This window comes from Rhodoferax ferrireducens, assembly GCF_003347515.1.
Taxonomy (GTDB): domain Bacteria; phylum Pseudomonadota; class Gammaproteobacteria; order Burkholderiales; family Burkholderiaceae_C; genus Rhodoferax.
Genome location: NZ_QEII01000297.1, coordinates 45,233 through 57,325, shown reverse-complemented (window position 1 = coordinate 57,325; position 12,093 = coordinate 45,233). Strand labels below are relative to the sequence as shown.

General features: G+C 64.5%; 12 protein-coding genes. 11 read left to right on the top strand and 1 reads right to left on the bottom strand.

Going from position 1 to position 12,093, the window contains the following annotated elements; all coding sequences use genetic code 11:
* The first annotated feature begins 9 nt into the window (after positions 1-9).
* The 11 genes from C5P05_RS19455 (at position 10) to C5P05_RS19405 (ending at position 11,640) form a co-directional block, all read left to right on the top strand.
* Positions 10-813 (top strand): cyclase family protein, encoded by an 804-nt coding sequence (locus C5P05_RS19455; RefSeq protein ID WP_198674794.1) that lies wholly within the window; start codon positions 10-12, stop codon positions 811-813.
* Positions 810-1,541: an SDR family oxidoreductase gene (locus C5P05_RS19450; RefSeq protein WP_114971494.1), complete on the top strand. Its 732-nt coding sequence runs from the start codon at positions 810-812 to the stop codon at positions 1,539-1,541. Before C5P05_RS19455 ends, C5P05_RS19450 begins: the two co-directional genes overlap by 4 nt.
* 34 nt (positions 1,542-1,575) lie before the next feature.
* The gene (locus tag C5P05_RS19445) at positions 1,576-2,901 is read left to right on the top strand and encodes an aromatic ring-hydroxylating dioxygenase subunit alpha (protein WP_114971493.1); all 1,326 of its coding nucleotides are present in this window, start codon (positions 1,576-1,578) and stop codon (positions 2,899-2,901) included.
* Positions 2,898-3,383 carry an aromatic-ring-hydroxylating dioxygenase subunit beta gene (locus C5P05_RS19440; RefSeq protein ID WP_114971492.1) on the top strand — a complete coding sequence of 162 codons (486 nt, stop codon included), beginning with the start codon at positions 2,898-2,900 and terminating at the stop codon, positions 3,381-3,383. Before C5P05_RS19445 ends, C5P05_RS19440 begins: the two co-directional genes overlap by 4 nt.
* Before the next feature lie 27 nt (positions 3,384-3,410).
* Positions 3,411-3,911, top strand: coding sequence for a V4R domain-containing protein (locus C5P05_RS19435; protein WP_157979400.1), 501 nt, complete (start codon positions 3,411-3,413; stop codon positions 3,909-3,911).
* Between the two features lie 76 nt (positions 3,912-3,987).
* Positions 3,988-5,139, top strand: a complete 1,152-nt coding sequence (locus tag C5P05_RS19430; RefSeq protein ID WP_114971490.1) for an ABC transporter substrate-binding protein — start codon at positions 3,988-3,990, stop codon at positions 5,137-5,139.
* Between the two features lie 40 nt (positions 5,140-5,179).
* On the top strand, positions 5,180-6,340 hold the full coding sequence (locus C5P05_RS19425; RefSeq protein WP_114971489.1) for an ABC transporter substrate-binding protein: 1,161 nt from the start codon (positions 5,180-5,182) through the stop codon (positions 6,338-6,340).
* A gap of 75 nt (positions 6,341-6,415) precedes the next feature.
* Positions 6,416-7,471: a branched-chain amino acid ABC transporter permease gene (locus C5P05_RS19420; protein WP_114971488.1), complete on the top strand. Its 1,056-nt coding sequence runs from the start codon at positions 6,416-6,418 to the stop codon at positions 7,469-7,471.
* Positions 7,468-9,267: an ABC transporter permease subunit gene (locus C5P05_RS19415; protein ID WP_232834586.1), complete on the top strand. Its 1,800-nt coding sequence runs from the start codon at positions 7,468-7,470 to the stop codon at positions 9,265-9,267. The genes C5P05_RS19420 and C5P05_RS19415 overlap by 4 nt, the downstream gene beginning before the upstream one ends.
* On the top strand, positions 9,264-9,992 hold the full coding sequence (locus tag C5P05_RS19410; RefSeq protein WP_114971486.1) for an ABC transporter ATP-binding protein: 729 nt from the start codon (positions 9,264-9,266) through the stop codon (positions 9,990-9,992). Before C5P05_RS19415 ends, C5P05_RS19410 begins: the two co-directional genes overlap by 4 nt.
* Positions 9,982-11,640, top strand: coding sequence for an ATP-dependent acyl-CoA ligase (locus tag C5P05_RS19405; RefSeq protein WP_232834585.1), 1,659 nt, complete (start codon positions 9,982-9,984; stop codon positions 11,638-11,640). Before C5P05_RS19410 ends, C5P05_RS19405 begins: the two co-directional genes overlap by 11 nt.
* On the opposite strand, the gene C5P05_RS19400 is transcribed toward C5P05_RS19405, so the two are convergent.
* On the bottom strand, positions 11,631-12,065 hold the full coding sequence (locus tag C5P05_RS19400) for an acyl-CoA thioesterase (RefSeq protein WP_114971674.1): 435 nt from the start codon (positions 12,063-12,065) through the stop codon (positions 11,631-11,633). The two genes, C5P05_RS19405 and C5P05_RS19400, sit on opposite strands and share 10 nt — an antisense overlap.
* Between the last annotated feature and the right edge of the window lie 28 nt (positions 12,066-12,093).

Below are 12,093 nucleotides of genomic sequence, written 5' to 3'. Positions count from 1 at the left end.
AGCATGAGCATGAAAAACACATCACTTCTCGCCAGTTTGGCCGTCGCGCTCTCCAGCGGCCAGATCAAGGTCATCGACCTGACGCAAACGCTGAGCCCTGAATTCCCGCAAATCGCGCTGCCGCCCGAAATGGGCCAGTGCTCGCCATTCCGCATTGAGGAAGTGTCACGCTACGACGAACGCGGCCCGGGCTGGTACTGGAATAACTTCACCTGCGGCGAGCACACCGGCACCCACTTCGACGCACCGATCCACTGGATTTCGGGCCGTGACTTACCCAACAACGCGGTGGACACCATCCCGGTGCAGCATTTCGTCGCGCCCGCCTGCGTGATCGACTGCAGCATGCAGACGGCGGCCGATCCCGACTACCTCATGACCGTGGCAGACATTGAGTGCTTCGAAGCCGCGCACGGCAAGATCCCGGCCGGGGCCTGGGTGCTGATGCGCACGGACTGGTCTAAACGCTGGTCGGTCGGCAAGGACGCCGAGGCCTATCAAAATTTTGACGAGGCTGGCCAGCACACACCGGGCCCGAGTACCGAAGCCGTGCGTTTCATGGTCGAGCAGCGCGGTGTGCTGGGTTTCGGCTCCGAGGCAATCGGCACCGATGCCGGTCAGGGCTACCACCTGCGCCCGCCCTATCCTTGCCATAGCCTGATGCACGGCGCCGGCCGCTATGGCCTGCAGTGCCTGACCAATCTGGACCAGCTGCCGCCCACCGGCGCCCTGATTTTCAGCGCGCCCTTGAAGATCGAACAGGGCAGCGGCAGCCCCTTGCGCGTGCTGGCGCTGGTGGAAAGCGCGCCATGACGCCCGCGCACAAAGTTGCTGTCGTGACCGGTGGCAGCGCGGGCATCGGCAAGGCCATCTGCGAGCATCTGCTGGCGCAGGGTTACGAGGTGGTGTCGCTGGCTCGACGTGCCTGCGACTTTGAACACGCGCGTCTGCACAGCATCGAGGTCGATCTGTGCGACCGTGCCGCCACCGCCCAGGCCATGGTGGAGTTGGCGCGGCGCTTCGAGGTCACCACGGTCGTCCACAACGCCGGCGTGATTCGTCCGGCCCTCTTGGCCGACGTCCAACTCGACGATCTGGATGCCCTGGTCAATCTGCACCTGGGCTGCGCGATTCAGCTCGTGCAGACCACGCTGCCGGCGATGCGTGCCGCGCAATTCGGCCGCTTGGTGTTGCTGTCCTCGCGCGCCGCGCTCGGCCTGGCCACGCGCACCAGCTACTCGGCCACCAAAGCCGGCATGCTTGGCATGGCGCGGACCTGGGCGCTGGAACTGGCACCGCAGGGCATCACCGTCAACGTGGTCGCGCCCGGCCCGATCCGCACCGATATGTTTCACGACGTGGTGCCAGCCGGCAGCGACAAGGAGCAGGCGCTCACCGCGGCGATTCCCGTCAAACGCCTCGGCGAATCCGCCGACGTGGCGCGCGCCGTGAATTTCTTTATCGATCCATTGAACAGTTTTGTCACTGGCCAGGTGCTCTATGTCTGCGGCGGCACCAGTGTCGGCAGTCTGAATCTCTAGCCACGCGAACCAGTCAACCCATGGAGCTTTGCGCATGAAGTCTTACGCCGATCAACCTCAGGAAATTCGCCAACTGGTGGAGCCGGACCGCGTGCACCGCGACGTCTACCTGAGCCCCGAACTGTTTGCGCTGGAGCAGCAGCATCTGTTTGCCAACACCTGGACCTTCATCGCACACGCCAGTCAGTTGCCCCAGCCGGGCGACTACATCACGCTGGACATCGCGGGCCGCTCCTTGTTGGTGATACGCCAGGCTGACGCCAGCATTCGCGTGCTCTACAACCGTTGTGCCCACAAGGGCGCCAAGGTGGCCGGCGAGGACTGCGGCAACGCGGGAAAATTCTTGCGCTGCCCCTACCACGCCTGGACCTACAAGCTCGACGGGGCGCCCCTGGCCGTGCCCCTCAAGAGCGGGTATGAGGGCACCGGCCTGAAGCAGTGTGAATCGGGCCGCGGCATGACCGCGTTGCAGCATGTTGAGGTCTATCGGGATTTCGTCTTTGTCAAACTCAACGATGGCGGCCCGGATTTCAAAGCGTACTTTGGCGATGCCTTGGACGCCATTGACAATATGGTGGATCGCTCACCCACGGGTCAGCTGCAGGTGGAGGGCGGCGTGTTGCGCAACGTCATCCATTGCAACTGGAAGATGTACCTGGAAAACATCAACGACACGGTGCATCCGGTCTCCACGCACGAGTCGGCCGTGCATGCGGCACAAAAAGTCTGGACGGGCCAGCCCGAGGGTAGCCCGAAGCCCATGTCGATGGAACAAATACTTCCGTTTGGCGCCAGCTACGATTTTTTTGACAGCATGGGCGGGCGTGTCTATGCCAATGGCCATAGCCTGCTGGGCGTGAACTTCAGCATTCACTCCGGCTACGAGCCGCCGCCGGATTACGTTGCGGCCATGGTGGCGGCACACGGCGAGACACGCACGCGTGAGGTGCTGGACCACTCGCCCCAGAACGCCGTTTTATTCCCCAGCCTGGCGGTCAAGGGATCACCCTTGGCAATTCGCGTCATCCGGCCGCTAGGCGTGGACCGGACCCTGATCGAAGCCTGGAGTTTTCGGGCGATGGGCGCACCGGACTTGCTGTTCGAACGCGCACTGACCTACAACCGCCTGGTGTTTTCGCCCATGTCGGTGGTGGCGCATGACGACGCCCATCTGTTCGAGACGATTCAGGACGGCCTGCGCTCCCCCGGCAACGAGTGGGTTAGCCTGCACCGGGGATTCGATCCCGCTGAAATCGGCCAGAGCACTATCACCACCAATGGCACCAACGAGTTGCTGATGCGCAATCAGTTTCGGGCCTGGTCGCACTACATGACCCTGGACATGAAGGAGGCATCATGAGCCAGCCCAGTCATGCCCAATTGATCGACTTTGTCCATGCCGAGGCGCGCCTGCTCAATGCCGGCCGCCATGACGAATGGCTGGCCCTGTTTGCCCCAGACGGTCACTACTGGGTGCCGCTGCAAGGCGCGCAGCAGGTCGATGCGCAGCATCACAACTCGATTGCCTACGAGGACCGGCTGCTGCTGTCCTTACGCATCGAGCGGCTGAAAAACCCAAGGGCATTCTCCCAGCAGCCGGTGAGTCGCAGCCAGCATGTGCTGCAACTTCCGCAGGTTGATCTTGTGGACCACGGTGGCAATGTCTATGAGTTGTACACGCCATTTTTCTACGCCGAGGCACGCGGCGAGCAGCAAACCCTGCTGACCGGCGCCTGGCGCCACCAGCTGCGGCTGGAGCAGGGCCAATTACGCATCGTGCTCAAGCGGGTGGACTTGCTGAACGCGCAGGCGGCCCATGTCGCGATCCAGCTCTTCCCCTGAATGGCCAACACCTTGGAGGACCCGGTCATGACGACTCCCTTGCATGAGAAGCTCCATTTCGACACCGCCAACGGCCAGGTGCTGGATCAGTCGCGCCGATACCTGCTGATGCGCACCGATGTGCTGATGGGCCTGTTTGACAACTTGCCGCAAGAGACCCGGGAGCAGGCCTTGCGGGCGCTGGGCCAATCTGTGGCGCGTTTCGGAAGCGATAGCGTGCGTGCTTACGCGGCACAAGCCGGCGTCGATGAATCAACGTTGTTAAGCACCATGCAGGACGCCGCAGCGTCCTTGGGCTGGGGCTGCTGGCAGTTCGAGCGAACATCGAATGGATTGCAGCTCACAGTGCGCAATAGTCCGTTTGTGGCCGGTACCGCGCAGCGTGGTAAGCCTGTCTGTCATGCCATCACCGGGATGTTCAAGGGCCTGATTTCAACTCTCTATCCAGGCGGCGCCAAGGTCCGTGAGTTGTCTTGTGCTGCGCAAGCCGGCAATGGCGCCTGTTTCTTTGAAGCCGTACCGGCTTGAGTTAATCGTTCTCTCCCAAGTTCCCTATCCGTATCACCAACCCTCAGTCGTCTGACTGTTCACCCAAAGGAAAATCATGAAGTCAAAGTTCCTAAAGTTCGCCGGCTTGTCCCTCGCCATGAGTGTTGCGGCCTATGCCAGTGCGGCCGACTTGAAGGTCGGGTTTGTCACCTCCTTGTCGGGGCCTGGTTCCTCCATCGGCATTCCGTATGCCAAAGGCATTCAGGCCGCCTTCGCCTACCAGGCCGCGGTGGGCGGGCGCACCATCCAGTTGATCCAGCTGGACGATGCTTCCGATCCCTCCACTGCGGCGCGCAATGCCCGCAAGCTGGTCGATGATGAAAAAGTGGACGTGCTGATCGGTACCTCGGGCGTCCCCGGCTCCATGGCGATTGCCGCCGTGGCGCGCGAGAGCAAGACGCCGATGCTGGCGGTCACGCCGCTGACGCTGGTTGGCGACGACAGTGCGTGGACCGTCACCACGGCGCAACCGGTGTCGCTGATGATCGCCGCGGTGGCCGAGTCCATGAAGCGTTCCGGCGTCAAGACGGTCGGCTACATCGGGTTTTCTGACTCCTGGGGCGACCTGGTGTACGACGGCTTGCTGAAGAGCGTGGAGCCTGCCGGCATCAAGGTTCTCAACAACGAGCGTTATGCGCGCACCGATGCCTCGGTGACCGGCCAGATGATCAAGCTGGTCTCGGCGCGGCCCGAGGCGGTGATGACCGGCGGCTCCGGCACGCCCGGTGCACTGCCCTATCTGGCGCTGACCGAACGCGGCTTTCGCGGTCCGATCTATGGCACGCATGCCTTGATCAATGCGGACTTTGTCCGCGTGGCCGGCGCATCGGCGCAGGGCTTGCTGGCGCCGACCGGGCCGGTGATCGTGGCCGAGCAGTTGCCCGCCAGCCATCCGAGCAAGAAGATTGCGTTGGACTTCCGTGCCGCCTATGAACGCGTGCACAAGGCACCGACCACCGATGGTTTCTCGGCCTACGCCTTCGATGCCTGGCTGGTGCTCCTGAATGCCGCTGGCCGCGTCGCGCCCAAGATGGAGCCGGGGTCGCCGCCGTACCGCGCTGCGTTGCGCGATGCCGTTCTTTCGACCAAGGAACTGGCCGTCACCCACGGCGTGCTGAACTTCAAACCCGGCACGCCTTACGGTGCTGACGAACGCGCCCGCGTGATGGTCAAGCTGGACAAGGGCCAGTGGAAACTCGTGCCCTGAATCCCCTGCCCATATCCAACCCTACCCGGTGACCCCCCAGATGAAAATCTTGTCCCACATCTTGCCCATCGCGGTGACCGCCGTTGCGATGGCGACCGTCGCAGCCCCCGCCATGGCGACCGACCTCAAGGTCGGCTTCATCAGCTCGCTGTCCGGTCCCATTGCGGCGCTCGGGATCCCCTACGAGAAGGGCATCCGTGTTGCCGCGTCGCTGCACACGACGATTGCCGGCCAGAAGGTCCAGCTGATCGTGATGGACGACGCGTCCGACCCGACCACCGCCGCGCGCAATGCGCGCAAGCTGGTCAACGAGGACAAGGTTGATGTGCTGATCGGCACCTCGGGCGTGCCAGGGGCCATGGCCATTGCCGCCGTGGCGCGCGAAACCCGCACGCCCTTGATCTCGCCGACGCCGGTCTCGCTGCCGGGTGAGGAGGGGCTCTGGACCGTGACCGTGTCGCAGCCCTTCCCCTTGATGGTCACGGCGGTGGTCGAGCGCATGAAGCGCTCGGGCGTCAAGACGGTGGCCTTCATCGGCTTCTCCGATGCGCTGGGTGACCTGGCCTACGATTCCCTGGTGAAGGCGGCCGAGCCGGCCGGCATCAAGATCGTGGCCAACGAGCGCTACGCACGCTCGGATGCGTCGGTGGTGGGCCAGGTGCTGAAGATCGTCGCGGCCCGGCCCGATGCGGTGTTCGCCGGCAACTCCGGCACCCCCGGCGCACTGCCGTATCTGGCGCTGACCGAGCGTGGCTACCGCGGCGGACTCTATGGCACCCATGGGCTGATCAACCCCGATTTCGTCCGGGTCGGTGGCGCCTCGGTCGACGGTTTGTCGGTGCCCAGCGGTCCGGTGATGGTGGCCGACCAGCTGTCCGCGGACAATCCGATCCGCCGTGTCGCCACCGGGTTTCGTGCCGCCTATCAACGCCAATACCAGGCGCTGCCAAGCGACGCCTTCGCGGCTTACACCTTTGATGCGTGGCTCTTGTTCGCCGATGCGGTCGCCCGGGTCAAGGGCAAGAGCGAGCCGGGCACGCCCCAGTTCCGGGTCGCCCTGTATGAGGCCCTGACGCAGACGCGTGAACTGGTGGGCACGCATGGTGTTTACAACTTCAAGCCCGGCGAACGCTATGGACTGGACGAGCGCTCGCGCGTGATCATCAAACTCGACAAAGGCCAGTGGAAGCTGGCGCCCTGACATGTCTATCTCCAACACCCTGAACCGACACCCGACCCGGGACTCTTTCCCGCCTGGCTGCAGGAGAAATCAATCATGACCTGGGACGTGGCGCTCATCCTGTCCATCGATGGACTGGCCAACGGGTCGGTCTACCTGCTGGCCGGGCTGGGTCTGGTGCTTATTTTTTCAGTGACCCGGGTGGTGTTTGTCCCCTTCGGCGACGTTGCCGCGTTCGCCGCACTGACGCTGGCGGCGTTCGAGGCCGGCCGTCTGCCACCCACCATCTGGCTGGTGTTGACGCTGGCCGTTTTGGCGGTGTTGGTGGAGGTGATCGCGCTGCTGCGGCGCGGCGAAGCCAGCCGCATCCCGATGGCGGTGCTGGGCTGGGGCGTGTTGCCCGCCTTGCCTTGTCTGGCGGCGTGGGCCCTGTCCGCCCAGTCGCTGCCGCCCGTGGTGCAGATCATTGCCTCGGTCGCCCTGGTGGTGCCGATCACGCCGCTGATCGCGCGCATCGCGCTGCAGCCTATTGCCGATGCCTCGCCGCTGGTCTTGCTGATGGCGGCGCTGGCGCTACACTTCCTGCTGTCCGGACTGGGTCTGCTTTTCTTCGGACCCGAGGGCTCGCGCACCGCGCCCTTGACCAGCCAGGCCCTCACCTTGGGCGATGGTTTCTCGGTCAGTGGCCAGGTGATTCTGATGATCGCCTCCGCAATCGTGTTGAGCGGGCTCTTCTTCCTGGCCTTCGAGCGCACGGTGATGGGCAAGGCCCTGCGTGCCACCGCGGTGAACCGGATCGGCGCGCGCCTGGTGGGCATCCGGCCGGCGCGCACCGCGCTGCTGGCTTATGGCTGCGCCTCGCTGCTGGCGGGACTGATCGGCGTGCTGATCTCGCCGGTGACGACCATGTATTACGACTCCGGATTCATCATTGGCCTGAAGGCTTTTGTGGCCGCGATCATTGGCGGGCTGACCAGCTATCCGCTGACGGCCATCGGTGCCCTGGCGGTCGGCTTGCTGGAGAGCTTTGCCTCGTTCTGGAGCGGCGCGCTGAAAGACGTGATCGTATTCAGTCTGCTGATCCCGGTGCTGATGCTGCGCTCGTTCATGGCCACGCATTCCGAGGAAGAGACCGAGGAGATTGACCAATGAAAGCCGCCCCTGTGACTATTTTTAACTCCCGGAATATGCTGGTGCTGGTGGTGCTCGCGCTGGCGCTGCTGCCCCTGGTGTTCGGCAGCTTCAGCATCTCGCTGTTGAATGACATTGGCATTGGTGCGCTGGTCGCCCTGGGCCTGGTGTTGCTGACCGGCGTGGGCGGCGCCACCTCATTTGGCCAGGCCGCCTTCGTTGGCATTGGTGCTTACGGCACGGCCTGGCTCACCACCACTCAGGGTGTTTCGCCGTGGCTGGGTCTGCTGTTCGCCCTGCTACTTACCGGCCTGGCGGCGTTTGCCATTGGCGCGCTGACGCTGCGTTTGAGTGGCCACTATCTGCCTTTGTCGAGCATTGCCTGGGGCTTGTCGATCGCCTTGTTGTTCGGCAACGTGGAGGCCTTGGGCCGGCACAGCGGCTTGTCGAATATTTCGCCTCTGGCCTTGGGGCCGTGGTCGCTGGCTGACCCGCGCTCGATTTATTACCTGATCTGGACGCTGGTCGGACTGGCCTGCCTGTTCAGCCACAACGTTTTGCAATCCCGCGCGGGGCGCGCCATCCGTGCCTTGCGCGGCGGCTCGACGCTGCTGGCGAGTGTCGGTGCCGATGCATTCCGTGTCCGTCTCAGCTTGTTCGTCATGGCGGCCTTGCTGGCGGGTCTGGCGGGCTGGCTGTATGCGCACATGAACCGCTTTGTCAGTCCCTCGCCGTTCGATGTGCGCGCCAGCATCGAGTACCTGCTGATGGCCGTGGCCGGCGGCCTGGGCCAGCTGGCCGGCGCGCTGGTGGGCTCGGCGCTGGTGATGCTGCTCAAGAATGGTTTGCAGGATGTGCTACCGCTGTTGAGCCAGCGTGGCGCGCAGCTTGAGACCGTGGTGTTCGCCGCCCTGTTCATCCTGCTGCTGCACCATGCACGCGGCGGCCTGATGGGTTTCGTGACGCGCTGGCGCCAGTGGCGTACCGCGCGCCAGCCTCAAGCAGTGCCGCGACAGGCTCCCGCGACCCCGCTGGCGCGGCGTCAACTGCCGTCGCGGGGCACCCCGGTGCTGAGCGTGGAGCGGGCGGTCAAGCGTTTTGGCGGACTGGTCGCCGTCAATGATGTCAGCTTCGCCGTCAACGCCGCCGAGATCATCGGCCTGATCGGCCCCAATGGCGCCGGCAAGTCGACGATGTTCAACCTGCTCACCGGCACCGCGCCGATGAGCGCGGGCCGGGTGCAGTTTCTGGGCCAGGATGTGACGGGTCGCTCGCAGCGCGAAATCGCCCGGCTGGGCATGGCGCGCACGTTTCAACATGTGAAGCTGCGCCCGCACATGAGTCTGCTCGACAACGTGGCGCTCGGTGCCCACGCCCGCGCCAACTGCGGCATGCTGCTCGCCGGTCTCGGACTCGACGGCGCCGAGGAGCGCCAAATCTTCGCCGAGGCGCAGGCGCAGCTGGAACGCATTGGCCTGGGTGAGCGCGGTGACGAACTGGCGGGCAGCCTGCCGCTGGGCACGCAGCGCATACTCGAAATCGCCCGCGCGCTGGCTGCGGACCCGGTGCTGCTGGTGCTTGACGAGCCCGCCGCCGGCCTGCGGCGCAAGGAAAAGCAGGACTTGGGTGAGTTGCTGCGCAAGCTGCGCGACGAAGGCGTGACGATCCTGATCGTCGAACATGACATGGACTTTGTGATGAAACTGGTGGACCGCTTGGTGGTGATGAACTTTGGCGCCAAGCTGGTCGAGGGCGTGCCGGCGGCGGTGCGTGCCGACCCGCAAGTACAAGCCGCCTATCTGGGAGATGGCGTATGACAGCCATGTTGGAAATTTCCGATCTGCACGTCGCGTATGGACAGGTCGAGGCGGTGCGCGGGGTCTCCCTCTCGCTGCAGCGTGGCCAGATCGTCTCGGTCATCGGGCCCAACGGGGCGGGCAAGACCACGCTGCTGGCGGCGGCGATGGGCTTGCTGCCGTCCACCGGGACGCTGCGCTTTGAAGGCGAGGACTTGGCCGGGCTCGATGTCGAGGCCCGCGTCGAGCGCGGCATCTGCCTGGTGCCGGAGCGGCGCGAGCTGTTCGGCGCCATGACCGTGCTGGACAACCTGCAGCTTGGCGCTTATTCAAAACGGCTGGCTGGGAGCGCGATGCGACAGCGCCTGGATGCGGTGTATGCGCGTTTCCCCCGCCTGGCGGAGCGGCGCGCCCAGCGTGCCGAAACGCTGTCAGGCGGCGAGCGTCAGATGCTGGCCGTCGGGCGCGCGCTGATGGCGGCGCCGCGCCTACTGATGCTCGATGAACCCAGCCTGGGCCTGGCGCCCCTGATCGTGCAGGAAATCCTGGCCATTGTGCGCGAGCTGCGCAAGGAGGGCGTGTCCATCCTGCTGATCGAGCAAAACGCGCGCGCTGCGCTGGACAGCTCGGATCACGGTTATGTGCTCGAAACCGGGGAGATCGCCTTGGCCGGCCCGTCCCACGAACTGGCCAGCGATCCGCGGGTTCAGGCCACCTACCTTGGCAGTGGCGTCCATGATGACTGATCTCCATACCAGCGTAGCGAGCTACAACCGGCAGCCGCCGGCGAGTCGAACCGTCGTGGCGATGCTGCAATCGCAGTCCCGCGAGTTCGGCGCGCGTCCGCTCTTGCAAGTTGGTACGCAGGCCTGGCGGCATGACGAGGCGGCCCAGGTGGCGGCACGCCACGCCACTCTGCTGCAAGCGGCCGGCATCGGGTACGGTGAGCGTGTCGCGTTGATGACTGCCAATCGCATCGAGCTGCTGGAAGCCTTTCTCGGCTCGGCCTGGCTCGGCGCTGTTAACGTGCCGATCAATACGGCCTCCATGGGGCCGCAAATTGGCTACTTTCTGGCCAATAGCGGCGCGCGCCTGCTGGTGATCGAAGAAAGCTTCCTGGACCGGCTGGCCCAGGCCCATCTGTCAGCCACGGCGTTGCAATCCATTTGGGTCGTGGGTGCCGGACAGGCCCTGCCTGAGACGATAGACGGTGTCGCCTGCCAGGCTTACCCGGTGGCGACCGCCGACACCGCCGAGGAAACGCCCGCAGCGGTGCTACCCGGCGACACGGTGGCCCTGATCTATACCTCCGGCACCACCGGGCCCGCCAAAGGCGTGATCTGTTCGCACGCGCAATACTACTGGTGGGGTGTCAACAGTGCCGCAGTTCTTGGCTTGCAGCCGGACGATGTGCTGTGCACCACACTGCCGCTGTTTCACATCAATGCCCTGAACACGCTGGCGCAGGCCATGATCACCGGCTGCAGCGTGGTGTTCGAGACGCGCTTTTCTGCCTCGGGTTTTTGGCCCACCATGCAGCAGCGCGGGGCGACGGTGGTCTACCTGCTGGGCGCGATGGTTCCGATCCTGCTGGCGCAGCCGCCAGGTGCGGGAGAACGGGCGCACCGCGTTCGCATCGGCCTTGGACCCGGTGTTCCGGCCGCGGCCGGCGAAGCATTTGCCGCTCGCACCGGCGTGCACCTGCTGGAAGGCTACGGTTCCACCGAGACCAACTTCGTCATCGCCACGCGGCACGCAAAGGACGATGGCGTCACACCGCGACGCGGCGTGATGGGCTGGCTACAGCCCGGCTTCGAGGCACGGGTGGTCGATGCGCAAGACGTCGGCCTGCCGGACGGCACGGCCGGTGAACTGCTGCTGCGCGCCGACGAACCCTTCGCCTTCGCCAGCGGCTACTTCGGCATGCCGGACAAGACGATAGAGGCTTGGCGCAATTTATGGTTTCACACCGGTGACCGGGTGGTGCGCGAGGCCGATGGCGCGTTCCGATTCATCGACCGCATCAAGGACGCGATCCGCCGCCGCGGTGAAAACATCTCATCGTACGAAGTCGAGCAAGTTCTGCTGAGTCACCCGGATGTGGCCACGGCCGCGGTCTTTCCGGTAGGTTCTGAACTGGCCGAGGATGAGGTCATGGTGGCCCTAGTAGCGCGCCCGGGTCGGGCCCTGGATCCGGCCGAGCTGACCCAGTATTGCGAAAGCCGTTTGCCGTATTTCGCGATTCCGCGCTACATTGACATCGTCACTGATTTGCCGCGCACCGAGAACGGCAAGGTGCAGAAGTACAAACTGCGCGAGCAGGGGGTTAGCGCCAGCACCTGGGACCGGCAGCCGGCGGCGCCTGGACGTTCGCCTCAGCGGCCTCAGCGCTGAGGGCCTTGTCGTGAAATGGCCGCACGCATATCTGCAGGAATCTCCATAGCGCGGTGGGTGTCAAGCGACGTCGTGACGATCACCTGGCGCATCGTCATGCGCAGGCTGGCGTCTTCCCTGCCAACGCAACGCAGTTGCAGCGTCAGAGAACTCCCCCCCAGGCGTTCAACCTCCAGCGACAGCGTCACCCAATCCCCCATGGCGCTAACCGCCTTGAAATCGGCTTCAAGGCGCACGGTGGGCAGGCCAATGCGGCGCTCAATCACCGTGCGCTGGTAGCCCAGGCCCAGCCCTTCGTTGAACCAGTCTTCTACGAGCCCGTTGAACATGACGAAATACTGCGGGTAGAAAACGATGCCGGCAGGATCGCAGTCGGAAAAGCGAATCAGCCGATCGCGACTGAATACGGGGGGTGTTTGTGACATGTCTGGCTGCACCTTGATGCTCTGGGTA